The sequence below is a fragment of the Micromonospora sp. NPDC049004 genome (assembly GCF_040649315.1).
Lineage (GTDB): Bacteria > Actinomycetota > Actinomycetes > Mycobacteriales > Micromonosporaceae > Micromonospora.
In genome coordinates, this window is the sequence record NZ_JBEZFG010000017.1 from 1 (window position 1) to 24317 (window position 24317).

Annotated in this window: 21 protein-coding genes; 13 read left to right on the forward strand and 8 right to left on the reverse strand. The window is 71.5% G+C overall.

The genetic code is table 11. The annotated features are described in order from the left end of the window. Nucleotides 1–106: 106 nt before the first annotated feature. Nucleotides 107–1948, reverse strand: a complete 1842-nt coding sequence (gene recQ / locus AB0B97_RS31515; RefSeq protein ID WP_357498854.1) for a DNA helicase RecQ — start codon at nucleotides 1946–1948, stop codon at nucleotides 107–109. Nucleotides 1949–2296: 348 nt separating this feature from the next. On the opposite strand from recQ, the gene rapZ reads away from it, so the two are divergent. The 8 genes from rapZ (at nucleotide 2297) to AB0B97_RS31555 (ending at nucleotide 9385) form a co-directional block, all read left to right on the forward strand. Then, nucleotides 2297–3202: an RNase adapter RapZ gene (gene rapZ, locus AB0B97_RS31520; RefSeq protein WP_234588457.1), complete on the forward strand. Its 906-nt coding sequence runs from the start codon at nucleotides 2297–2299 to the stop codon at nucleotides 3200–3202. Next, the gene (locus AB0B97_RS31525) at nucleotides 3199–4254 is read left to right on the forward strand and encodes a 2-phospho-L-lactate transferase CofD family protein (RefSeq protein WP_357498857.1); all 1056 of its coding nucleotides are present in this window, start codon (nucleotides 3199–3201) and stop codon (nucleotides 4252–4254) included. Before rapZ ends, AB0B97_RS31525 begins: the two co-directional genes overlap by 4 nt. A 54-nt stretch (nucleotides 4255–4308) precedes the next feature. Continuing rightward, nucleotides 4309–5289 carry a DNA-binding protein WhiA gene (gene whiA, locus AB0B97_RS31530; RefSeq protein ID WP_074312802.1) on the forward strand — a complete coding sequence of 327 codons (981 nt, stop codon included), beginning with the start codon at nucleotides 4309–4311 and terminating at the stop codon, nucleotides 5287–5289. 261 nt (nucleotides 5290–5550) lie between these two features. Next, the gene (gene gap / locus AB0B97_RS31535; RefSeq protein ID WP_124853956.1) at nucleotides 5551–6555 is read left to right on the forward strand and encodes a type I glyceraldehyde-3-phosphate dehydrogenase; all 1005 of its coding nucleotides are present in this window, start codon (nucleotides 5551–5553) and stop codon (nucleotides 6553–6555) included. Continuing rightward, nucleotides 6552–7751 carry a phosphoglycerate kinase gene (locus AB0B97_RS31540; protein ID WP_357498860.1) on the forward strand — a complete coding sequence of 400 codons (1200 nt, stop codon included), beginning with the start codon at nucleotides 6552–6554 and terminating at the stop codon, nucleotides 7749–7751. The genes gap and AB0B97_RS31540 overlap by 4 nt, the downstream gene beginning before the upstream one ends. A 2-nt stretch (nucleotides 7752–7753) precedes the next feature. After that, on the forward strand, nucleotides 7754–8545 hold the full coding sequence (tpiA, locus tag AB0B97_RS31545) for a triose-phosphate isomerase (protein WP_357498862.1): 792 nt from the start codon (nucleotides 7754–7756) through the stop codon (nucleotides 8543–8545). Between the two features lie 95 nt (nucleotides 8546–8640). Further along, nucleotides 8641–8901, forward strand: a complete 261-nt coding sequence (gene secG / locus AB0B97_RS31550) for a preprotein translocase subunit SecG (protein WP_234588446.1) — start codon at nucleotides 8641–8643, stop codon at nucleotides 8899–8901. 139 nt (nucleotides 8902–9040) lie between these two features. Next, entirely contained in the window at nucleotides 9041–9385 is a 345-nt protein-coding gene (locus tag AB0B97_RS31555) for an RNA polymerase-binding protein RbpA (RefSeq protein ID WP_354860378.1), read from the forward strand. Between the two features lie 34 nt (nucleotides 9386–9419). On the opposite strand, the gene pgl is transcribed toward AB0B97_RS31555, so the two are convergent. From pgl to tkt, 6 genes are all read right to left on the reverse strand, one after another. Next, complete coding sequence (gene pgl / locus AB0B97_RS31560; RefSeq protein WP_234588444.1) at nucleotides 9420–10190, reverse strand: 6-phosphogluconolactonase; 771 nt, start codon at nucleotides 10188–10190, stop codon at nucleotides 9420–9422. 121 nt (nucleotides 10191–10311) lie between these two features. Beyond that, entirely contained in the window at nucleotides 10312–11328 is a 1017-nt protein-coding gene (locus AB0B97_RS31565) for a glucose-6-phosphate dehydrogenase assembly protein OpcA (RefSeq protein WP_234588443.1), read from the reverse strand. Further along, nucleotides 11325–12878, reverse strand: a complete 1554-nt coding sequence (zwf, locus tag AB0B97_RS31570) for a glucose-6-phosphate dehydrogenase (RefSeq protein WP_234588467.1) — start codon at nucleotides 12876–12878, stop codon at nucleotides 11325–11327. Before zwf ends, AB0B97_RS31565 begins: the two co-directional genes overlap by 4 nt. Before the next feature lie 2 nt (nucleotides 12879–12880). Beyond that, complete coding sequence (locus AB0B97_RS31575; protein ID WP_357498867.1) at nucleotides 12881–14530, reverse strand: glucose-6-phosphate isomerase; 1650 nt, start codon at nucleotides 14528–14530, stop codon at nucleotides 12881–12883. Between the two features lie 117 nt (nucleotides 14531–14647). Beyond that, complete coding sequence (tal, locus tag AB0B97_RS31580; protein ID WP_234588441.1) at nucleotides 14648–15823, reverse strand: transaldolase; 1176 nt, start codon at nucleotides 15821–15823, stop codon at nucleotides 14648–14650. A gap of 15 nt (nucleotides 15824–15838) precedes the next feature. Continuing rightward, nucleotides 15839–17977: a transketolase gene (gene tkt, locus AB0B97_RS31585; protein ID WP_357498870.1), complete on the reverse strand. Its 2139-nt coding sequence runs from the start codon at nucleotides 17975–17977 to the stop codon at nucleotides 15839–15841. A 265-nt stretch (nucleotides 17978–18242) separates the two neighbouring features. Here tkt and AB0B97_RS31590 point away from each other — a divergent pair, with 265 nt between their 5' ends. The 3 genes from AB0B97_RS31590 (at nucleotide 18243) to AB0B97_RS31600 (ending at nucleotide 20751) form a co-directional block, all read left to right on the forward strand. After that, entirely contained in the window at nucleotides 18243–19196 is a 954-nt protein-coding gene (locus tag AB0B97_RS31590) for a heme o synthase (protein ID WP_357498872.1), read from the forward strand. 290 nt (nucleotides 19197–19486) lie between these two features. Further along, the gene (locus AB0B97_RS31595) at nucleotides 19487–19822 is read left to right on the forward strand and encodes a hypothetical protein (protein ID WP_357498874.1); all 336 of its coding nucleotides are present in this window, start codon (nucleotides 19487–19489) and stop codon (nucleotides 19820–19822) included. Between the two features lie 14 nt (nucleotides 19823–19836). Beyond that, complete coding sequence (locus AB0B97_RS31600) at nucleotides 19837–20751, forward strand: hypothetical protein (protein WP_357498876.1); 915 nt, start codon at nucleotides 19837–19839, stop codon at nucleotides 20749–20751. Nucleotides 20752–21000: 249 nt separating this feature from the next. On the opposite strand, the gene AB0B97_RS31605 is transcribed toward AB0B97_RS31600, so the two are convergent. Continuing rightward, nucleotides 21001–21963, reverse strand: a complete 963-nt coding sequence (locus AB0B97_RS31605; protein ID WP_357498878.1) for a COX15/CtaA family protein — start codon at nucleotides 21961–21963, stop codon at nucleotides 21001–21003. A 173-nt stretch (nucleotides 21964–22136) separates the two neighbouring features. On the opposite strand from AB0B97_RS31605, the gene AB0B97_RS31610 reads away from it, so the two are divergent. Then, complete coding sequence (locus tag AB0B97_RS31610) at nucleotides 22137–22859, forward strand: transcriptional regulator (protein WP_234588466.1); 723 nt, start codon at nucleotides 22137–22139, stop codon at nucleotides 22857–22859. Further along, complete coding sequence (gene sufB, locus AB0B97_RS31615) at nucleotides 22856–24286, forward strand: Fe-S cluster assembly protein SufB (protein WP_234588434.1); 1431 nt, start codon at nucleotides 22856–22858, stop codon at nucleotides 24284–24286. The genes AB0B97_RS31610 and sufB overlap by 4 nt, the downstream gene beginning before the upstream one ends. The last annotated feature ends 31 nt before the right edge of the window (nucleotides 24287–24317 follow it).

Sequence of the window (24317 nt, forward strand, 5' to 3'; positions counted from 1 at the left end):
TGGATCGCCACCCGCGGCTACGCCACCAGCTGACCCACACACCAACACACCAACCGACAAGGGCCGGACCCCGATCGTGGGGTCCGGCCCTTGTCGCATGTCCAGGTCAGTCGCTTGCGAGGACGGCCAGGATCTGCTCGCCGTACTTGGCGAGCTTGTTCTCGCCGACCCCGCTGACCCGGGACAGCTCGGCCAGCGAGGTGGGCGCGTCGCCCGCGATCTGCCGGAGGGTGGCGTCGTGGAAGATGACGTACGCCGGGACGCCCTGCTCCTTGGCGGTGGCCGCCCGCCAGGCGCGCAGCCGCTCGAAGACCGACGCGGCCGCCGGGGTGAGCTCGGCGACGACGGTGGCCGCGCCGCGCGGCTTCGACGACCGGCTCGACACCGGCCGCTCCGGCTCGCGGCGCATCGTGACGGTGCGGCGGCGGCCCAGGACGTCGGCGCTGGCCTCGGTCAGGGCGAGGGTGCCGTAGTCGCCCTCCACGGCGAGCAGCCCCTCGGCGAGGAGTTGCCGGACCACGCCCCGCCACTCGGCCTCGCTCAACTCCGTGCCGATGCCGAAGACGGTCAGCGCGTCGTGCCCGTACTGGCTGATCTTGTCGGTCTGCTTGCCGAGCAGGATGTCGATGCAGTGCCCGGCGCCGAACCGCTGGTTGCGTTCGCGGTCGAGGCGGAAGATGGCGGAGAGCAGCTTCTGGGCGGCGACGGTCCCGTCCCACGACTCCGGCGGGTTGAGGCAGGTGTCGCAGTTGCCGCAGGCCGTCGGGGTGGTCTCGCCGAAGTACTCGAGCAGCTGCACCCGTCGACAGCGGACCGTCTCGCAGAGCGCGAGCATCGCGTCCAGGTGCGCGGCGAGGTTGCGCCGGTGCGCGAGGTCGCCGTCGGACGTCTCGATCATCTTGCGCTGCTGGACCACGTCCTGGAGGCCGTACGCCAGCCAGGCGGTGGACGGTAGTCCGTCGCGGCCGGCGCGGCCGGTCTCCTGGTAGTAGCCCTCGACGGACTTGGGCAGGTCGAGGTGGGCGACGAAGCGCACGTCCGGCTTGTCGATGCCCATGCCGAAGGCGATGGTGGCCACCATGACGAGGCCGTCCTCGCGCAGGAAGCGTTGCTGGTTGGCGGCGCGGGTCGCCGCGTCGAGGCCGGCGTGGTAGGGCAGCGCGGCGATGCTGTTGGCGGTCAGGAACTCGGCGGTCTTGTCGACCGAGGCGCGGGACAGGCAGTAGACGATGCCGGCGTCGCCGGGATGCTCGTCGCGCAGCAGGGCCAGCAGTTGCTTGCGGGGCTCGCGCTTGGGCACGATCCGGTACTGGATGTTGGGCCGGTCGAAGCTGGCCACGAAGTGCTGGGCGTCGTCGAGCCCCAGTCGGGTCGCGATCTCGCGGCGGGTGGCGCTCGTCGCGGTGGCGGTCAGCGCGATCCGGGGGACCTGCGGCCAGCGCTCGTGCAGCATCGACAGCGCGAGGTAGTCGGGCCGGAAGTCGTGGCCCCACTGGGACACGCAGTGCGCCTCGTCGATCGCGAACAGGGAGATCCGCCCCCGGTCGAGCAGGGCGAGGGTGGACCGGACGCCGAGGGCCTCCGGGGCCAGGTAGAGCAGGTCCAGCTCGCCGGCGACGAACGCGGCCTCCACCCGCCGCCGGGCGTCCAGGGTCTGGGTGGAGTTGAGGAAGCCGGCGCGGACACCTACCGCGGTGAGCGCGTCCACCTGGTCCTGCATGAGCGCGATCAGCGGGGAGATGACGACCGCGACACCCTCGCGGACCAGGGCCGGGATCTGGTAGCACAGCGACTTGCCGCCACCGGTGGGCATCAGCACCAGCGCGTCGCCACCGGCGACGACATGGTCGATGACCTGCTGCTGGAAACCGCGGAAGGCGTCGTAGCCGAACACCCGGCGCAGCGCGTCCAGCGCGGCCTCGGCTCGCACGTCGGTGGGGGAAGCCATCCGCGGAGTCTACGAGCCGACCCCGACACCACTCGCCCGGCGCACCCGGGCGCACCGGACGGGCGAGCGGTCAGTTGGACCGGTCGGCCGGGCCGCTCGGCGGGGCGAAGCGGCCCCGATCCCGCACGTTGCTCGGCGGAGACCTCCGGAATGTCGGCCCTGACCTGCGGCGATCGCGCGAAGCGCACAGATGACTACTGACAGCCGCCAAGGGTGCGGCCTGTCGGGAGGGCGACCCGCGCTACCCGGGAGCGGACGCGCCCGACCCGGCGCCGACCGGCGGGATAGAGTCGCTGATTGACCAATCGCGGCCGATGGCGGCCGCGGCGCCACGGCTTGGGGGTACGGGTGAGCGAGGCGCACACAGCCGGTGACGGGCAGCCGGCGGCCGAGTCGGAGACCACTCTGGTGGTGGTCACCGGGTTGTCCGGTGGCGGTCGCAGCACCGTCGCGCGGGCGTTGGAGAACGTCGGCTACTACGTCGTGGACAATCTGCCGCAGGCGCTCATGCTCGACATGGCCGAGCTGGCGTTCAAGGCCGGCGGCGCGGCCCGGCGTACGGCGATGGTCCTGGACGTCCGTTCGCGGGCCTTCTCCACCGACCTGGCCGGGGCGATCCGCGAGCTCAAGGAGCGGGGCTTCTCGCCCCGGGTGGTGTTCGTCGACGCCGACGACGAGGTGCTGATCCGGCGCTTCGAGAGCGTCCGGCGTTCGCACCCGTTGCAGGGCGACGGGCGGCTGGCCGACGGCATCGCGGTGGAGCGCGGGCTGTTGGAGGAGGCCCGCGACCAGGCCGACGTGATCATCGACACCAGCCACCTGAACGTCAACCAGCTGCGTCGGCGCATCGAGGAGCTGTTCGGCGGCGAGGACGCCCGCCGGCTGCGGGTCACCGTGCTGTCGTTCGGCTTCAAGTACGGCCTGCCGCCGGACGCCGACTTCGTGCTGGACGCCCGGTTCCTGCCCAACCCGTACTGGGTGCCGGAGCTGCGCGAGCACACCGGTCGGGAGGAGGCGGTCAGCGCGTACGTGCTGGGTCAGGAGGGCGCGGACGCCTTCGTCGCCTCGTACGCCGACCTGGTCAACGCCACCACCACCGGGTTCGAGCGGGAGGGCAAGCGGTACCTGACCGTCGCCGTGGGCTGCACCGGCGGCAAACACCGCAGCGTGGCCATCGCCGAGGAGCTGGCCGGTCGGCTGCGCCAGTCGGGGCTGGCCGCCAACGCGCAGCACCGCGACCTGGGGCGGGAATGACGGCGCGTCGGGTGGTCGCCTTCGGCGGAGGGCACGGGTTGTCCGCGTCGCTGCGTGCGCTGCGCCACTGCGCCCCCGAACTCGACCTGGACATCACCGCGGTGGTCACGGTCGGCGACGACGGCGGTTCCAGCGGCCGGCTGCGCGCCGAACGGGGCGGCCTGCCCCCGGGTGACCTGCGCCAGGCGCTGGTGGCGCTGGCCGGAGACCACCCGGCCACCCGACGCAGCGCCGGACTGTTCCAGCACCGCTTCGCCGCGGTGCCGGCTGTCGGCGTACCCCCGCAGGACGGGACCGACGCGGACCTGACGGCGGCGGGCGGCCCGGAGTCGCGCGGCGCGGAACCGACGGCGGCGCGCTCCGACGGCCTGGCCGGGCACGCGGTGGGCAACCTGGTGCTCTGCGGCCTCATGGAGCTGCTCGGCGACCCGGTGGCGGCGCTGGAACACGCCGGGGCGATGCTCGGCACGGTCGGGCGGGTCCTGCCGATGTCGCGCCAGCCGGTAGGCATCGAGGCGCGGGTGCGCGGCGCCGACCCGAGCGCCCCCGACGAGGTGCGGACCATACGCGGTCAGCACCAGGTGGCGGTCACCACCGGGCGGGTCGAGTCGCTGCGTCTCACCCCGGCCGCCCCGGCGGCCTGCGCCGAGGCCCTGGCGGCGATCGGCGCGGCTGACTGGTTGATCTTCGGGCCGGGCAGCTGGTACACGAGTGTTCTTCCGCACCTGCTGGTGCCGCAGCTGGCCGACGCGATCGTGTCCAGCTCGGCCCGGCGGCTGGTCACGCTGAACCTGGCCGCGGAGAAGGAGACCCTCGGCCTCTCGGTCGCCGATCATCTGGCGGCGTTGCGCTGGTACCTGCCCGAACTCAAGGTCGATCTCGTGCTCGCGGACGCCAAGGCGGTGGGTGACCCTGAACCGGTCGAACGTGCGGCAGAATCGCTGGGTGCCCGCCTGGTCCTCGCCCCCGTCGCCGTCACCGACGGCACTCCCCGCCATGATCCGGCTGCCCTGGGCGCCGCGCTGGTGCCTGTCCTGGGCGCCGATCGTTAGACACGTACGTAATCTCCGGCGACACGCCGGAACAGGTCCGTGAGGGGACGCACAATGGCGATGACGGCTGCGGTCAAGGACGAGCTGAGTCGGGTCGACGTGCCCAAGCCCTGCTGTCGGCGGGCGGAGATGGCGGCGCTGCTGCGCTTCGCCGGCGGGCTGCACATCGTCTCCGGCCGTGTGGTGGTGGAGGCTGAGCTGGACACCGGCGCGGTGGCGCGTCGGTTGCGCCGGGAGATCGCGGAGGTCTACGGCTACCCCAGCGAGATCCACGTGCTGGCGTCCGGTGGGCTGCGCAAGGGCAGCCACTTCATCGTCCGCGTGGTCAAGGACGGTGAGGCGCTCGCGCGGCAGACCGGCCTGCTGGACGTGCGCGGTCGTCCGGTGCGCGGGCTGCCCCCGCACGTGGTGGCGGCAAACGTCTGCTGCGCGGTCTCGGCGTGGCGGGGGGCGTTCATGGCGCACGGCTCGCTCACCGAGCCCGGCCGCTCCAGCGCGCTGGAGATCACCTGCCCCGGGCCGGAGTCGGCGCTGGCGCTGGTCGGCGCGGCCCGGCGGATCGGCATCACCGCGAAGAACCGCGAGGTGCGCGGGGTGGACCGGGTGGTGGTCAAGGACGGCGACGCGATCGCTGCGCTGCTCACCCGCATCGGCGCGCACTCCAGCGTGCTGGCCTGGGAGGAGCGCCGGGTCCGCCGCGAGGTGCGGGCCACCGCCAACCGGCTGGCCAACTTCGACGACGCCAACCTGCGCCGCTCGGCGCGTGCCGCCGTCGCCGCCGCGGCCCGGGTGACCCGGGCGCTGGAGATCCTTGCCGACGAGGCGCCCAACCACCTCACCGACGCCGGGAGGCTGCGCCTGGAGCACCGGCAGGCGTCGCTGGAGGAGCTGGGCGCGTTGGCCGAGCCTCCGCTGACCAAGGACGCCATCGCCGGACGGATCCGCCGTCTGCTGGCGCTGGCCGACAAGCGGGCCCGGGACCTCGGCATCCCGGATACCGAAGCGGCCGTCACACCCGACATGCTCGTGGTCTGATAGGACGGTGGGGCCGTACGGTGCGCCGGGACCACGCCCCGGCGCGGCGTGCTCTCACGCGCTCGGATAAGGTCGCTGAGTACGGCAAGGGGGCCGACACAGGCACTCCTCGTCGTGCTTACCGCCTCGGGCGGTCAGGTCCTCAGACCGCGGCGGGGTGCCGAGACGAACCGTCAACGGCCGGCTCCAACGGTCGGCGCACACCACTCCGCCGGCCCGTTGTCTGAAGCCGGCAGACCAGAACGCGAGGAGATGGGACCTGTGACCATCCGGGTTGGCATCAACGGCTTCGGCCGAATCGGCCGTAACTTCTTCCGGGCAGTGCTGGCGTCCGACGCCGACATCGAGGTCGTGGCGGTGAACGACCTGACCGACAACGCCACGCTCGCCCACCTGCTCAAGTACGACAGCATCCTCGGCCGCCTGCCGTACGAGGTCAAGGCCACCGCCGACGAGATCACCGTCGGTGGCAAGACCATCAAGGCGTACGCCGAGAAGGACCCGTCGAAGCTGCCGTGGGGCGAGGTCGGCGCCGACGTCGTCATCGAGTCGACGGGCTTCTTCACCGACGCCACCAAGGCCAAGGCGCACGTCGACGGCGGGGCCAAGAAGGTCATCATCTCCGCTCCGGCGAAGAACGAGGACGTCACCGTCGTCATGGGTGTCAACCACGACACCTACGACCCGGCGAAGCACACCATCATCTCCAACGCCTCGTGCACCACCAACTGCCTCGCGCCGATGGCGAAGGTCCTGCACGACACGTTCGGCATCCAGCACGGCCTGATGACGACGATCCACGCGTACACCCAGGACCAGAACCTGCAGGACGCGCCGCACTCGGACCTGCGTCGGGCCCGCGCCGCCGCGCTCAACATCGTCCCGACCTCGACCGGCGCCGCGAAGGCCATCGGCCTGGTGCTGCCGGACCTGAAGGGCAAGCTCGACGGGTACGCGCTGCGGGTGCCGATCCCGACCGGCTCGGTCACCGACCTCACCGTCAACGTGGGTCGCGAGACCACTGTGGACGAGGTCAACGCCGCGCTGAAGGCCGCCGCGGACGGCCCGCTCAAGGGCATCCTGGTCTACAACGAAGACCCGATCGTCTCCACCGACATCGTCACCGACCCGGCGTCGTGCATCTTCGACGCGCCGCTGACCAAGGTCGTCGGCAACCAGGTCAAGGTCGTCGGCTGGTACGACAACGAGTGGGGCTACTCCAACCGCCTGGTCGACCTCGTCAAGCTGGTCGGTTCGTCGCTGTGAGCATCCGGACCCTCGACGACCTGCTCGCCGAGGGGGTGTCGGGTCGGCGCGTGCTGGTGCGCGCCGACCTGAACGTCCCGCTCGACAAGCAGTCCGGCGCCATCACGGACGACGGGCGCATCCGCGCGGTGCTGCCGACCCTCGGTGCGCTGGTCGAGGCCGGCGCGAAGGTGGTCGTCTGCTCGCACCTGGGCCGCCCGAAGGGCACGCCGGACCCGCAGTTCAGCCTGAGCCCGGTCGCCGGGCGGCTCGGTGAGCTGCTCGGCGCTCCGGTGCACTTCGCCACCGACACGGTCGGCGACTCGGCCCGCTCCACCGTCGCGGGCCTGGCCGACGGCCAGGTCGCCCTGCTGGAGAACCTGCGTTTCAACGCGGGGGAGACCAGCAAGGACGAGGCCGAGCGGGGCGCCTTCGCCGATCAGCTCGCCGCGTTCGGCGACGCGTACGTGGACGACGCGTTCGGCGCCGTGCACCGCAAGCACGCCAGCGTCTACGACGTGCCGGCGCGGCTGCCGCACGTGGCCGGCCGGCTGGTGCTGCGTGAGGTCGAGGTGCTCTCCAAGCTCACCAGCGAGCCCGAGCGGCCGTACGTGGTGGTGCTGGGCGGTTCCAAGGTCTCCGACAAGCTCGCGGTGATCGAGGCGCTGCTGCCGACTGTCGACCGGCTGCTCATCGGCGGCGGGATGTGCTTCACCTTCCTCAAGGCCCAGGGCCTGGAGGTGGGCACCTCGCTGCTGGAGAAGGACATGGTCGAGACCTGCCGCAACCTGCTGGAGCGCTCCGGCGGCAAGATCATGCTGCCGGTCGACGTGGTGGTCGCGGACGCCTTCGCCCCGGACGCCGCGCACGACACGGTCCGCGTCGACGGCATCCCGAGCCACCGGCTCGGCCTGGACATCGGCCCGGAGACGGTCGCCGGCTTCGCCGCCGCCCTGTCGCAGGGGAAGACGATCTTCTGGAACGGCCCGATGGGCGTGTTCGAGATGGCGGCGTTCGCGGCCGGCACCCGGGGGATCGCCGAGGCGATCACCAAGGCCGACGCGTTCAGCGTCGTCGGTGGCGGCGACTCCGCCGCGGCGGTGCGGGCGTTGGGCCTGGACGAGTCGAGCTTCGGTCACATCTCCACCGGCGGCGGCGCCTCCCTGGAGTACCTGGAGGGCAAGACCCTCCCCGGCATCGCGGCCCTGGAGAACTGAGCATGGCGAGCACGACCCGCCGGCCGTTGATGGCCGGCAACTGGAAGATGAACCTCAACCACCTCGAGGCCAACCTGCTCGTGCAGAAGCTGGCCGCGAGCCTCACCGAGAAGCAGCTCACCGAGGTCGAGACGGTGGTGCTGCCGCCGTTCACCGACCTGCGCACCGTGCAGACGGCTGTGGACGGCGACAAGCTGCTGATCGGCTACGGCGGGCAGGACCTCTCCCCGCACGCCTCCGGCGCGTACACCGGGGACATCTCCGGCGCGATGCTCGCCAAGCTCGGCTGCACGTACGTGGTGGTCGGGCACTCCGAGCGGCGGGCCTACCACCACGAGGACGACGGGGTGGTCAACGCGAAGGTGAAGGCGGCGCTCGCGCACGGCCTGACCCCGATCCTCTGCGTGGGGGAGGGGCTGGACGTCCGCGAGCAGGGCACCCACGTGGCGCACTGCGCCGACCAGCTCGACGGGGGCCTCGCCGGGCTCACGGCCGAGCAGGTGCGCCAGGTCGTCATCGCGTACGAGCCGGTCTGGGCGATCGGCACCGGCAAGACCGCGACGCCCGAGGACGCGCAGGAGGTCTGCGGCGCGGTCCGCCAACGGCTGGCGGAGCGCTTCGACACCGAGACCGCCGACGCGGTCCGGGTCCTCTACGGCGGCTCGGTCAAGGCGTCCAACGTCGCCTCGATCATGGGCCAGCCGGACGTGGACGGTGGCCTGGTGGGTGGCGCCAGCCTGGACGCCGAAGAATTCGCGCAGATCTGCCGGTTCCCCGAGCACATCGCTCGCTGATCGCTCGCTATCCTGGACACCGCCCGTCCACCGGCCGGTGCCGCCGTGCCCGACCTGTCCGGGCGAGGATCGCTACGAGAGGACTGCCCCCAGCCATGCCGATCTGGTTCGCATACACGTTGATCGTGTTGCTGGTCATCACGAGCATCCTGCTCACCCTGCTCATCCTGCTGCACCGCGGTAAGGGTGGCGGGTTGTCGAGCATGTTCGGCGGTGGCGTCAGCTCCAGCCTCGCCGGCTCCTCGGTGGCCGAGAAGAACCTGGACCGTTACACCGTTCTGGTGGGTGTCGTCTGGTTCGCGGCGATCGTCGGGCTGGGGCTCTGGCTCCGTCTCCAGCTGAACAGCGGCACCTGAGCAGGTCCGCGAAGTCGTACAATCTGCGCGCGGTCCGTCACTCGACGGGCCGCGCGCAGTCTTTTCTCCGCTGCACCGCGTCGCCCGCCGCCCATCCCCGACGGTGGCGGGTCCCCTCCGACGACAGGAGCGAGCAGCCGTGCCCAGTGGCAACGTCATCCGCGGCGCCCGCGTCGGGTCCGCACCCATGCGCCCGGACGAGCGGCACCAACCCGCACCCCGACAGGACGTCACCTACTGGTGTCGCAACGACCACCAGACCGACATCCGCATCGCGGCCGACGCCACGGCGCCGCCGCTGTGGGACTGCCCCCGCTGCGGGCTCCCCGCCGGTCTGGACGCGCAGAACCCGCCCGGACGGGTCCGCGCCGAGCCCTACAAGAGCCACCTGGCGTACGTGAAGGAGCGGCGTACCGCCGAAGAGGGCGAGGCGCTGCTGGCGGAGGCGCTCGCCGCGCTGCGCCGCCGCCGGGGCGAAAGCTAGGTGCGGGCCCCCGCGTCGGGGGCCGCACCGTCGCTCAGCGCAGGCTCCGCAGCCGGGCGGGCACGTCAGCGGCCGCCGCGCGGTCCAGCAGCCAGCGGGTACGGTCCACGCCGTGCACCCCGGCGGCCGGCAGCTGCACCGGGCCGGCGCCGGCCAGCGCCATGCCCACCGCACGGGCCTTGTCGGCGCCGCCGGCCACGAGCCAGACCTCCTCGGCGGTGTTGATCGCCGACAGGGTGAGCGTGGTCCGCACCGGCGGCGGCTTCGGGCTGCCCCGCACCGCGCTGACCGGCCGCGTCTCGTAGTGCACCGGGTGCTCCGGGAAGACCGAGGCGACGTGCCCGTCCTCACCGACGCCCAGCATCAGCACGTCGAAGTGCGGCAGCGCGGCGTGCCCCGGCCGGGCGGCGCGGGCCAACTCGTCGGCGTACGCGGCGGCGGCCGCCTCGGGGTCGTTGCCTGCCGGTCCGTCGGAGGCCGGCATGGGATGCACCCGGGCCGGGTCCAGCGGCACCACGTCCAACAGGGCGGCGCGGGCCTGGGTCTCGTTGCGCTCCGGGTCGCCGGCGGGCAGGAACCGCTCGTCACCCCACCACACGTCGACCCGGGACCAGTCCACGGCGTCGCGGGCCGGCAACTGCGCCACCGCCCGGTACACGGCGGCGGCGATGCGCCCACCGGTGAGCACCATCGCGGCCTCGCCCCGGTCGGCCTGGGCGTCGAGCAACTTCACCAGCAGCCGGGCCGCCACGGCCTGCGCCAGCAGGTCGGCGTCGGCGTGGACGGCGACACTCGCCTCACTCATGGGTTGTGCCTTCGTTTCCCGACCGCTGGGCGGTCGCTGTCGCGTCGTTACCGGACGGAACGTCCGGAGGTGGCGGTGGAGGGCCGGGACATGGCGTCCCGGCCCTCGGGTGTGGTGCTGCTCAGCTCTCGCCGCTCGTGCCGGTGTGCGCGGTGACCCCGGCCTCGGCGCGCTGGGCCGTGGCCGGATCCTTCCAGACGTGCACCCGCTGCGGGGGGCGCTGTTCCAGACCCCGCAGACCGGCGGTCGCGCCCAGCGCCTCCGCGTACACCTGGTCCGCGTCCAGCCGGCGCAGTTCCTCGGCCAGCTCGTCGCCGAGCGGCCGACGGACCAGCGGCAGGGTCCGGTCGTCCTGACCGGTCCGCCGGAACACCGCCAGGCTGTCCTCGCGGGTCAGCGTCAGGCGGTCGCCGTTGGCGCAGGTCAACTGCACCTCCCGCATCCGGGGGAACTCGTCGCTGTCGACCCGGCGCGGGGTGATGCCGAGCCGGCTGGACAGCCAGCCGACCATCAGCGCCGCCGTCGGGTCGCTGGGCGGCGCGACGACAGTCGCCTCGGTGACCTTCGCCTCGGTGGTGTCGAACGCCCCGGCGACCAGGGTCCGCCACGGGGTGATCCGGGTCCACGCCAGGTCGGTGTCACCCGGGGCGTAGTCCCGGGCGCGCTGCCGCAGCGCCTCGATCGGGTCCGTGGCCTGCGCCGTGTCGGTGATCCTCCGGTCGGCGACCACCCCGAGGAAGTCGGTGGCGATCTCCGCCGGCGGCTCGCCGTGCCACCAGGTGACCACCGGCACGTCCGGCACCAGCAGCGGCATCACCACCGACTCGGCGTGCAGGGCGAGCCGCCCGTACATCCGGGTGACCACCGCCTCGCAGGGGCCGAGCCGGCCACCGACCACGATCTCCGCGTCCAGCCGGTTGCGTTCCCGCTCGATGTCGGAGCGGACCACGACCACCAGCCGGCACGGGTGGGCCGCGGCGGCGATGGTCGCCGCCGCCTCCGCCTCGCGGACCCGCTTCTCGTCCACCACCACGATGAGGGTGAGCGCCATGCCGCTGGCCACACCACCGGCGCTGCGCCGCTCGGCGGCAAGCGCCTTGACCACCTCGTTGCCGGTGGTGTCCCACAGCCCGATCATGCTCTTCTCCAAGCGCGGCCCTCGCGGGCCAGCATCTCGTCGGCCGCCCGTGGCCCCCACTCGCCGGCGCGGTACGGCTCCGGCGTGGTGCCCTCCCAGGCGTGTTCCAGCGGGTCGATCACCTGCCAGCTCTGCTCGACCTCGGCCGCGTCCGGGAACAGGGTGCGGTCCCCGATCAGCACGTCCAGGACGAGCCGCTCGTACGCCTCCGGGCTGGACTCCGTGAACGCCTCGCCGTACTGGAAGTCCATCGCGATGTCGCGGACCTCCATCGTGGTGCCCGGCACCTTCGAGCCGAACTTGAGCACCACGCCCTCGTCGGGCTGCACCCGGATGACGAGCTGGTTGTTGCCCAGCGATTCCATGTCGGCGTCGTTGAACGGCAGGTGCGGCGCCTTCTTGAACATGATGGCGACCTCGGTGACCCGCCGGGGCAGCCGCTTGCCGGCCCGGATGTAGAACGGCACCTCGGCCCAACGCCGGTTCTGGATGCCGAGCCGCACCGCCACGTACGTCTCCGTGGTGGAGTCGGCGGGGACGTCCTGCTCCTCCCGGTAGCCGACCGCGCGTTCGCCGCCCACCCAGCCGGGCAGGTACTGGCCGCGGACGGTGTCCCGGGCCACGTCCTTGGGCAGGGTGATCGCCTTGAGCACCTTCAGCTTCTCGGCGCGGATCTCGTCGGCGTCGAAGCTGGTCGGCTCCTCCATCGCCACCAGCGCCAGGAGCTGGAGCAGGTGGTTCTGGAGCACGTCACGGGCGGTGCCGACGGTGTCGTAGAAGCCGGCCCGACTGCCGATGCCGACGTCCTCGGCCATGGTGATCTGCACCGAGTCGACGTACTTCGAGTTCCACAACGGCTCGAACAGGTTGTTGGCGAACCGCAGGGCCAGGATGTTCTGGACGGTCTCCTTGCCCAGGTAGTGGTCGATCCGGAAGACGTCCTGGCGGGTGAACACGTCGTCGACGAGGTCGTTGAGCGCCTTCGCCGACGGCAGGTCGTTGCCGAACGGCTTCTCCACCACTACCCGGCGCCAGCCGCCGGACTTCTCGTTGTCGGCCATCCCGGTGCGGGCCAGTTGCTTGAGCACGACGGGGAACGCGGCCGGGGGGATGGAGAAGTAGAAAGCCGCGTTGCCGGCGATGCCGTGGGTCTGCCGCAGGTCGTCCAGCGTCGAGGCGAGCTGGTCGAAGGCCGCGTCGTCGTCGAACGACCCGCCGACGAACTTGATGTTGCCGGCCAGCCGCGCCCACACCTCTTCCCGCCACGGGGTGCGGGCGTGCTTGCGGGCCGCCTCGCACGCGAGGGTCTCGAAGTCGCCGTCACCCCAGTCTCGGCGGGCGAAGCCGAGCACCACGAAACCGGGCGGCAGCAGCCCCCGGTTCGCCAGGTCGTAGACCGCGGGGAGCAGCTTCTTGCGGGCCAGGTCGCCGGTCACCCCGAAGATCACCAGAGCGCACGGCTCGGGGATCCGGGGCAACCGGCGGTCCTGCGGGTCGCGTAGCGGGTTCACCGAACCGCCTTCTCGCTCCGCTTCAGTCACAGCGTCCATCCTCACGCCCGCAGCTCACCGGCCGCGTCGAGTAGTTGGGCGACGCCGGCTGCCCGGTCGGTCAGGTGCAGCCGCAGCAGCGGCCGTTCCCGGCCGGCGAGGGCCTGCCGGTCGCCGGCGGCCTGTGCCGCCTGCAACTCACCGAAGGTGTACGGCTTGCCCGGCACCGCCAGGTCCTCGGCGACCGCGCCGGTCACCTGAAGGTAGCTGCCCACCTGCGGGCCGCCCTTGTGGTACTGGCCGGTGGAGTGCAGGAACCGTGGTCCCCAGCCGAAGGTGACCGGCCGGCCACTCGCCTCGGCCAGCAGCGGACGCAGCCGGGCCGCGTCGGCGTCGGCGAACCGGTCCAGGTAGGCCATCGCGGCCAGGTAGCCGTCCTCGCCCAACCCGTCGAGCAGCCAGCGCAGCACGCCGACCAGGTCACCGGGGGCGCCCTGCGGGGCGTACACCTCGATCGCGCCCTCGGTGAACGACGGCGTCTCCGCCGGCAGACCCGAGGCCAGGATCTTGTTGGTGTTCTCCTTGGACTCGGTGACGTTCGGCTGGTTGAACGGGTCGATGCCGAGCACCACGCCGGCCACCGCGGTGGCGTACTCCCAGGCCAGGAACTGCGCGCCGAGCGGGCCGTTGACGGCCACGTCCGGGTCGGCGCCGCCGCCCGGCACGTCACCGGCGGCCAACGCGCCGCCGTAGCTGACGGTCAGCACGTCCGGCCCGGTGGCGCCGGGGCTCTGCGGGGACTCGACCACGACGGGCAGGATGCCCACCCCGGCCTTGCCTGTCGACTCGGCGATCAACTGCTCGGCCCAGTCGCCCAAGCCGTCGATGCCGGTGCCGTCGGACACCAGGGCGACCTTGTCACGGGCCAGCGTGGCGGCCGCGCCCAGCGCGGCGCCCAACGCCAACGCCGGGTTGTCGCGGTCCGAGGCGAGCGACTCGGCCAACGCGTCGGCCTGGTCGAGCAGCTCGGCGACCTCGACGCCGGCCAGCGCCGAGGGCACCAGCCCGAACGCGGTGAGCGCCGAGTACCGACCGCCCACGTTCGGGTCGGCGAGCACGGTGAACGCGCCCATCTCGGCCGCGGTGGCCTCCAGCGGCGAACCCGGGTCGGTGACGATGACGAAGTGCCGGCCGGCCTCCGCCTCGGTCATCCCGGCGTCCAGGAACGCCTGCCAGTAGGCGCGACGGTGGCTGTCGGTCTCCACCGTCGAGCCGGACTTGCTGGCGACGACCACCACGGTGCGCTCCAGCCGGTCAGCCAGGGCCGCCCGGACCTGGCCCGGGTCGGTCGTGTCCAGCACGGTCAGCGGCCGGCCCAGCGTCCGCGTGATCACCTCGGGGGCGAGCGACGAGCCGCCCATGCCGGCGAGCACCACGTGGTCCAGGTCGGCCAGCTCCGCGCTCAGCTCGGCGAGCTGCGCCAGCAGCTCCCGGCTGCGCCGGTGGGTGTCCACCCAGCCGAGCCGGATCTTCGCCTCGGCCTCGGCGTCCGGACCCCACAGGCCCGCGTCCTTGGCGGCCAGCTTGCCGGGGACGCCGGCCTTGACCAGCGCCTCCCGGGTCGAGGCGGGCGCGGACTTGTCGACCGCGTCCGCGCCGTACACGGCGAGCCCGGCGGCTGCCTCCACCGGCCCTGCGAGAAGGTCGCTCATGCCGTCACTCCGCTTCGCTGCGTGCCGCCATGAGGCACCTTCGCGCTGGGCTTACCGATTCGCTCGCTGCGCTCGCTCATGCCGTCACTCCGCTTCGCCGCTTGCTGATTCGCTCGCTCACGCGCCACCGGCCTTCTCGGCGGCCTTGGCGTTGCCCTTGGCAGCCTTGTTCGGAGCGCCCGTGCCGGTGCCCGCCGCCTTCAGCGACTTGCTGACGCCGTCGAGCAGCTCCTGCCAGCTCGCCTCGAACTTCTCCACACCCTCGCGCTCGAGGGTGGCGATCACGTCGGCCATGTCCACCCCGACCGACTCCAGGTCCGCGAAGACCTTCCGGGCCGCGTCGTAGGCGCCGGTCACGGTGTCGCCGCGCGTCTCGCCGTGATCGGCGTAAGCGTGGATGACCGACTCCGGCATGGTGTTGACCGTGCCGGGGGCGATCAGCTCCTCGACGTAGATCACGTCCCGGTAGTCCGGGTTCTTGGTCGAGGTGGAGGCCCACAACGGCCGCTGCGGGTGCGCTCCGGCGGCCTCCAGGGCCTTCCAGCGGTCCGAGGAGAAGACCTCGGTGTAGCGCTCGTACGCCAGCTGGGCGTTGGCCACGGCGGCCTTGCCCTTGAGCGCCTTGGCCTGGTCGGAGCCGACCTTCTCCAGCCGCTTGTCGACCTCGGAGTCGACCCGGGAGACGAAGAACGACGCGACCGAGCCGATCTTCGACAGGTCGTGCCCGTTGGCCTTGGCCTGCTCCAGACCGGCCAGGAAGGCCTCCATGACCGCCGAGTAGCGGTCCAGGCCGAAGATCAGCGTCACGTTGACGCTGATCCCCTCGGCGAGGGTGTCGGTGATCGCCGACAGGCCCTCCTCGGTGGCCGGGATCTTGATGAAGAGGTTGGGCCGGTCGACCAGCCACCACAGCGCCTTGGCCTCGGCGACCGTCTTGTCCGCGTCGTGTGCGCTGCGCGGGTCCACCTCGATCGAGACCCGGCCGTCCACGCCCGCGCTGCCGTCGTACGACGGGCGCATCACGTCGCAGGCCCACCGTACGTCGTACGTGGTGAGCATCCGTACGGCCTCTTCCACGTCCACGCCACGGATGGCGAGGTCACGCAGCTGCCAGTTGTACTCGTCGGCATCGCTCAACGCCTTGGCGAAGATCGTCGGGTTGGTGGTGACGCCGGCGACGTGCTTCTCACGGCGGAGCTGGTCCAGCCCGCCGGAGCTCAAACGTACCCGGGAAAGATCATCGAGCCACACCGCCACACCTGCGGCGGTGAGCTCATTCAGCTTGTCCGTCATGCCGTCCACGCTCCCTCAGTTGCCGGTCGTGAAACCGGTGATGTCGCCCACCCGGGCCAGCGAGGCGTGTGCCGCCGCCACGATCCGGTCGGGGGTGAACCCGAACTGCTCGAAGAGCACGGTGTGCGGGGCGCTCGCCCCGTAGTGCTCCAGGCTGACGCTCTCGCCGAGATCACCGACGACGCCGCGCCAGGACATGGCGATCCCGGCCTCCACGCTCACCCGTGCCTTTACCCCGCGCGGGAGCACCGACTCCCGGTAAGCCTCATCCTGCTCGTAGAACCACTCCTGGCAGGGCATCGAAACGACCCGGGTCGGCGTGCCGTCGGCCTCCAGCCGCTCCCGGGCGGTCAGGCAGAGCTGCACCTCGGAGCCGGTGCCGACGATGATCACCTGCGGCTTGCCGTTGGATGCCTCGGCCAGCACGTAGCCGCCCTTGGCCACCCCGTCCGCGGCACCCAGGACGTCCCGGTCCAGGGTCGGCAGCGGCTGGCGGCTCAGCGCCAGCGCGGTCGGCCGGTCGGTGTGCTCCAGCGCCTGCCGCCAGGCCCACGCCGTCTCGTTGGCGTCCGCCGGGCGGACCACGTCCAGGCCCGGGATGGCGCGCAGCGCGGTCAGGTGCTCCACCGGCTGGTGGGTCGGGCCGTCCTCGCCCAGGCCGATCGAGTCGTGCGTCCAGACGTACGTCACCGGCAGCTTCATCAACGCGGCCAGTCGCACCGACGGGCGCATGTAGTCGCTGAACACCAGGAACGTGCCGCCGTACGGGCGGGTGCCGCCGTGCAGGGCGATGCCGTTGAGGATCGCGCCCATGGCGTGCTCACGGATGCCGAAGTGCAGGGTGCGGCCGTACTCGTGGCCGGGGAAGTCCTTGGTGGCGTGCGAGGCCGGGATGAACGACGGCTCGCCCTTCATCGTGGTGTTGTTGCTCTCGGCCAGGTCGGCCGAACCGCCCCACAGCTCCGGCAGCACCGGCGCGAGCGCCTCGAGCACCTTGCCGGAGGCGGCCCGGGTGGCCACGCCCTTGGCGTCGGCGGGGAAGACCGGCAGCGCCTCGGTCCAGCCGTCCGGCAGCACGCGGCCGGCCATCCGCTCGTAGAGGGCGGTGCGCTCCGGGTTCGCCTTCTTCCAGGCGTCGAACGAGACGGTCCACTCCTGCTGGGCGTCCGAGCCGCGGCCCATCACGTTGCGGGCGTGCGCGAGCACCTCCTCGTCGACCTGGAAAGTCTGCTCCGGGTCGAAGTCGAGGATCCGCTTGGTGGCCTTCACCTCGTCGGCGCCGAGCGCCGAGCCGTGGATCTTGCCGGTGTTCTGCTTGTTGGGCGCGGGCCAGCCGATGATGGTGCGCAGCGCGATGAAGGAGGGACGGCCGGTCTCGGCCTTGGCGGCCACCAGCGCGCGGTACAGCGCCTCGGCGTCCTCGTGGTAGTCGCCCTGGTCGGCGTCACCGCTGCGCCAGTCGACAGTCTGCACGTGCCAGCCGTACGCCTCGTAGCGGGCCGCCACGTCCTCGCTCTTGGCGATGCGGGTGTCGTCCTCGATCGAGATCTCGTTGTCGTCGTAGACGACCGTGAGGTTGCCCAGCTGCTGGTGCCCGGCGAGGGCGCTGGCCTCGTGGCTGATGCCCTCCTCGATGTCGCCGTCGGAGACGATGCACCAGATGTTGTGGTCGAAGACCGACCTGCCCGGCTCGGCCTCCGGGTCGAACAGGCCGCGCTCGCGGCGGGCCGCCATGGCCATGCCTACCGCGTTGCCCAGGCCCTGCCCGAGGGGACCGGTGGTGGTCTCGACGCCCGGGGTGTGACCGTGCTCCGGGTGACCGGGGGTCTGCGAGCCCCACTGCCGCAGCGACTTGAGGTCGGCCAGGCTCAGCGGGTAGCCGGACAGGAACAGCTGGATGTAGAGGGTCAGGCTGGAGTGCCCGGCGGAGAGCACGAACCGGTCCCGGCCTGGCCAGTTCGGGTCGGCCGGGTTGTGCCGGATGACCCTGTTGAAGAGAAGGTAGGCCGCGGGCGCCAGGCTCATCGCGGTGCCCGGGTGGCCGTTGCCGGATTTCTCGACGGCATCCATGGCCAGAACGCGGACGGTGTCGACAGCCCGGCGATCGAGGTCGGACCAGTTGAGTTCAGAGTGCTCAGGTCGGTTGGCAGCCACGATGGTTGTGCTCCTCGGCAGATGGGCGGAACCCTCACTGGTGACCCTATCGAGCGTGACTAAACGTCCGCCCGGGGATCTCTGCATGGTCTGCGGTACGGGACAGGGCAGCGAGTCGTTCAACCCGGTGGTGTGACGGCCCGCACCGTTGTCGGGTCGGCCGGGCAGCCAAAACGACAACGCGTAGTGTGTGGGTCGGTGTGCGGTCGCAAGTGGGCCCCGCCCGACTCGATCTCCCCGTGCCGATGCCGGAAGGTGGCAATCCGTGAGCATGATCACCGAGCGCCCCGCGAGCAACCCCGCCGGGCAGCCCCCGGCCCGGGCGGCCGAGGGTCCGGTGGCGCGGCGGGACGTGCGCGCGATCGTGTCGGCGTACGTGGCGCTCACCAAGCCGCGCATCGTCGAGTTGCTGCTGGTCACCACCATCCCGGCGATGATGCTCGCCGACGGGGGACTGCCGTCGCTGTGGCTGATGGCAGTGGTGCTCATCGGTGGCTCGCTCGCCGCGGGCGCGGCCAGCGTTCTCAACTGCTACATCGACCGGGACATCGACCAGTTGATGCGGCGGACCAAGCGGCGTCCGTTGCCGGCGCACACGGTGTCGCCGCGGAGCGCACTCGTCTTCGGCCTGGTGCTGGCGGCGATCTCGATCGTCCTGATGGCGGCGTTCACCAACCTGCTCGCCGCTGGGCTGACGCTCGCCGCGATCGTCTACTACGACGTCGTCTACACGCTCTGGCTCAAGCGCTCCACGCCGACGAACACGTTCTGGGGTGGCGCCTGCGGGGCCGCTCCGGTGCTGATCGGGTGGGCGGCGGTGACCGGCGGACTCGCCCCGGCGGCCTGGGGCCTGTTCGCCGTGGTCTTCTTCTGGCAGATGCCGCACTTCTACCCCCTCGCCATGAAGTACAAGGACGACTACGCCCGCGCCGGCATCCCGATGCTGCCCGTGGTGGCCTCCACCCGTCGGGTGAACGCCGAGATCCTGATCTTCGCGTGGCTCACCGTGCTCACCTCCCTCGCGGTCTGGCCGCTGGGCCTCAGCGCGATCTACGGCGTGCCGACCCTCGTCGTGGGCGCCATCTTCATCGTCGAGGCGCACCGGCTCTGCCGGCGGGCGACCCGCGGCGAGGCGGTCAAGCCGATGCGGCTGTTCCACTGGTCGACGACGTACCTGACGATCGTCTTCGTGGCCGTCGCGCTCGACGCGCTGATCTGACGCCTGTCGCGCGGACGTCGCCGCGGCGGTTCACCGAAAATCCGCGGACTAATCATGGCCGTGGATGAGTTGTCCGGGTTTAACGTCACATGAGAGTAACTTTCGCCATGAGTCGGATCGACTCAACCTGCGGGTGGTGAACCCTGATTTGCCTAAGCGATTAGTGCGGGAAAGTCCGGATATAACCGGACAGGAAGTCTGTGCTCATCCTTAAACCTGTAGGTAATTGGCATCACAAAAGGTTCATGGTTCTCGCACGCGCGAGTGCAACTCTGCTTAGGCTTCGCGTCATGGCAGATGGTTCCGATACGACGCTGACGGCTGAGCAGACCGCCGGCGAGCAGGCCCCGCACGGCCTGGTCGCAGGCCTTCAGTCGTTCGCCGCCGCGCACGGCGGCGCGAAGGCCGTCATCGAGTACGTCGGTAAGCGCGGCGCACGGATCGTCCTCGTGGGTACCGACGGTGAGTGGGGCGACCAGTTCGCCGAGGACACCGTCACCGCTCGGGAGGCGTGCGCCAAGGCGGGAGTCACCGTCGAGAACGCCTGGGAGCGTGAACTGATGGACCAGATGCGACCGAGCAACGACCTCTGGCGGTCGATGGCCCGGCGCACGATGGCCCGTTGAGATAGACAGCTGAATTGACCAACCACCACCAGTCGACCCGGGGGGAACCCCGGGTCGCTCTCGTCACCTGCACCGAGCTGGTCGACCTCGACCCCGACGACCGTCTCGTCCTCGACCCGCTCAGCGCCCGGGGGATCGCCGCCGAGGCGGTCGTCTGGGACGACCCGGCCGCCGACTGGTCCTCGTACGACCTCGTCGTGCTCCGCTCACCGTGGGACTACGCCCTGCGCCGCGACGAGTTCGTCGCCTGGGCCGCGTCCGTGCCCGCGCTGGTCAACCCGGCCGACGTGGTGCGGTGGAACACCGACAAGCGCTACCTGGCCGAGCTGAGCGCCGCCGGGGTGCCGACCGTGCCGACGTCCTGGGTCGAGCCGGGGGAGACCTGGTCGCCGCCCGCCGGGACTGGCGAGTACGTGCTCAAGCCCTCGGTCAGCGCCGGCAGCCAGGACACCGGCCGGTACGACCTGGCCGACCCGGAGCACCGCGACCTGGCTCGGGCCCACGTACGCCGCCTCTCCGCCGCCGGCCGCACGACGATGGTTCAGCCGTACCTGAGCGCCGTCGACAGCGAGGGCGAGACCGCGCTGCTCTTCCTGGCCGGCCCGGACGGGCTCGCGTACAGCCACGCCATCCGCAAGGGCCCGATGCTGACCGGCCCGGATCTTGGCCCAGACGGTCTCTACAAGGCCGAGGAGATCAGCTCCCGCGCCGCGCGCCCCGAGCAGTTGGCGGTCGCCGAGCGGACCCTCGCCGCGGTGCCCGGTGGCACGCGTCGACTGCTCTACGCCCGGGTCGACCTGATCCCCGGCCCGGACGGCGACCCGGTCCTGGTCGAACTGGAGCTGACCGAGCCGTCGCTCTTCATCGGGTACGCCGACGGCGCCCCCGACCGCCTCGCCACCGCGATCGCCACCCACCTGACCCGCTGAGCCTGATCTCCCACCCCGCCGCCTGGCCGTGGGCGTACCCCGAAGATCCGCGCAACATAGGGGATGTTGCTGCCTCGCCCGACGGGAAGCAGCAACATCCCCGATGTTGTGTAGATCTTGAGGAAAGTGCAAGATCGCCGCGGGGTAACGGCCGCGCGCGGGCGCGGGCCGGCCGGGCGCGGGGTGACGGGGTGCTCGGGCGCGGGCCTGCGCCTGCGGGGCGCGGGGTGGCGGATGCTCGGTGCGGTGTCAGGCGGTGACCGGGACGGCTTCGACCTCGGTCGCGGTGGTCTGCGGCGCGGGGGCCGCCGGGCGGCGTTCGCGGGTGGACCACTGGACCGAGAGGGCCGCCAGCAGCACCAGGCACGAGCCGAGCATGTGCGCGCCGACCAGGATCGCCGGCACGTGGGTGAAGTACTGCACGAAGCCGATCAGCCCCTGACCCAGCTCCACCGCGAGCAGGACGACGGCGGCGCGGGTGGCCCGCGCCGCGCCGACCGCGCGGAACGCGAAGATCAACGCCACCGACAGGCCGATCAGCAGGAAGACGCCGTCGGCGTGCACCTGGGAGATCGACTCCGGATCCAGTCCGTTGCGGGCCGCGCCGTGGTCGCCGGCGTGCGGGCCGCTGCCGGTGACCCAGGTGCCGATCACCAGCACCGCGACGGTGACGCCGGTGGTGACCCGGGCCAGCGTGCGCAGGGGGGAGGGCACCACGGCGACCGTCGGGGCGTCCGGTTCGTCGACCCGCCGCCAGAGGGCGTACGCGGCGGCGAGCACCGCCATCGAGGCGAGGAAGTGCAGCCCGACCACCCACGGGTTGAGGTTGGTGAGCACCGTGATGCCACCGATCACCGCCTGGGCGGGAATGCCCAGAAAGACGGCGACGGCGAGGGTCAGCACCCCGCGGCGGCGGGGCCGGTGTGCCAGGACGGCCAGCACGGTGGCCAGCGCGATCAGGCCCACCGCGAAGGTGAGCATCCGGTTGCTGAACTCGATGACGCCGTACACGCCCATCTCAGGAGTCGTGACGTATGAATCGTCGGTGCACCGGGGCCAGGTGGGGCAGCCGAGGCCCGACGCGGTCAACCGGACCGCCCCGCCGGTGACGACGATGGCCACGTTCGCGATGATCGAGGCGAGCGCGAGGCGGCGCAGCAGGAGACCGGAGACCGGACGGACGATGCGGTTCACAGCGCAAATCCTACGCACCGTAGTGATCGAGGTTCGTCCGACTCCGCCGGGCCGGTGGTTCGGATCACCGGGGCCCGGGTTTGCCACCCTCCGGGTAATTACGTAACGTTGGCGTTGTGAAAAACGCGGCGGCGCTCTCCGGGCACCAGCCGACGGCTGCCCAGGCCGTCGGCGCGTCCGCGTCCGCCCTCATCGGGGCCTCGTCGTCCGCGCTGGGCGGCGCCACGACGGAGATCTCCACCCGGGACCGCGTCACCCAGCTGCTGCTGGAGCGGGGCGCGACCACCGCCGCGCAGCTCGGTCTGGCGCTCGGCCTCAGCCCGGCGGCGATCCGCCGGCACCTGGACGCGATGCTCGCCGACGGTGACGTCGTCGCCCGCGACCAGACGGTGCGGGGGAGCCGCGGTCGGGGGCGTCCGGCCAAGGTGTTCGTGCTGACCGACGCGGCCCGGGTCCGCTGTGGCACACACCACTACGACAACATGGCCACCGCCGCGCTGCGCTGGATCGCCCGCAGCGGAGGCCCGGACGCGGTCGAGGCGTTCGCCACCGAGCAGGTGTCCGCACTGGAGACGCGCTGCCGCGCCGCCATGGAGGACGCCGGCGACGACCCCCTCGCGCGGGCTGAGGCACTCGCCGGAGCGCTCACCGCCGAGGGTTACGCTGCCAACGCGACCACGATCGCCTCCGGCGGCCAGCTCTGCCAGCACCACTGCCCGGTGGCGCACGTGGCCGCCGAGTTTCCCCAGCTGTGCGAGGCCGAGACCGCGGTGATCTCCCGTCTGGTCGGCACCCACGTACAGCGCCTGGCCACCATCGCGCACGGCGACGGGGTGTGCACCACGCACATCCCGACCCAGCCGGGCCGCGCTCAATCCGGTAATCCCGTCACCACTGTGAGGACAGATAGATGACCGAGCAGATCGTCCAGCCCCTGACCCAGGAAGAGCAGCTCGCCGCCCTGGGTCGCTACGAGTACGGCTGGTCCGACCCGGACGCCGCCGGGGCGGTCGCCCAGCGTGGCATCAACGAGGCAGTGGTGCGGGACATCTCGGCCAAGAAGAACGAGCCGGCCTGGATGCTCGACCTGCGCCTCAAGGGTCTGCGGCTGTTCGGCCGCAAGCCGATGCCGGCCTGGGGCGCGGACCTCACCGGCATCGACTTCGACAACATCAAGTACTTCGTGCGGTCCACCGAGAAGCAGGCCACCAGCTGGGAGGACCTGCCCGAGGACATCAAGAACACCTACGACCGGCTGGGCATCCCGGAGGCGGAGAAGCAGCGTCTGGTCGCCGGTGTCGCGGCGCAGTACGAGTCCGAGGTCGTCTACCACAAGATCCGTGAGGACCTTGAGGAGCAGGGCGTCCTCTTCCTGGACACCGACACGGCGCTGCGCGAGCACGAGGACGTCTTCAAGGAGTACTTCGGCACGGTGATCCCGGTCGGCGACAACAAGTTCGCCGCCCTGAACACCTCCGTCTGGTCCGGTGGCTCGTTCATCTACGTGCCGAAGGGCGTGCACGTGGAGATCCCGCTGCAGGCCTACTTCCGGATCAACACGGAGAACATGGGCCAGTTCGAGCGGACGCTGATCATCGTCGACGAGGGCGCGTACGTGCACTACGTCGAGGGCTGCACCGCGCCGCTCTACTCCTCGGACTCGCTGCACAGCGCCGTCGTGGAGATCATCGTCAAGAAGAACGCGCGCTGCCGGTACACGACCATCCAGAACTGGTCGAACAACGTCTACAACCTGGTCACCAAGCGCGCCGTCTGCCACGAGGGCGCGACCATGGAGTGGGTCGACGGCAACATCGGCTCCAAGGTGACGATGAAGTACCCGGCGGTCTACATGACCGGCGAGCACGCCAAGGGCGAGGTGCTCTCGGTGGCGATGGCCGGCGAGGGCCAGCACCAGGACGCGGGCGCCAAGATGGTGCACGCCGCGCCGCACACCTCCTCGTCCATCATCTCCAAGTCGATCGCCCGTGGCGGCGGCCGCACCTCGTACCGCGGTCTGGTGCAGGTGCTGGAGGGTTCGCACCACAGCCGGAGCACGGTCAAGTGCGACGCGCTGCTTGTCGACACCATCTCGCGCTCGGACACCTACCCGTACGTCGACATCCGCGAGGACGACGTGTCGATGGGGCACGAGGCGACCGTCTCCAAGATCAGCGACGACCAGCTCTTCTACCTGATGAGCCGGGGCCTGAGCGAGGACGAGGCGATGGCCATGATCGTCCGTGGCTTCATCGAGCCGATCGCCAAGGAGCTCCCGATGGAGTACGCCCTGGAGCTGAACCGCCTGATCGAGCTTCAGATGGAGGGCGCGGTCGGCTGACGCCGCCTCCGCCCGCGGTGCGGGCCGGAAC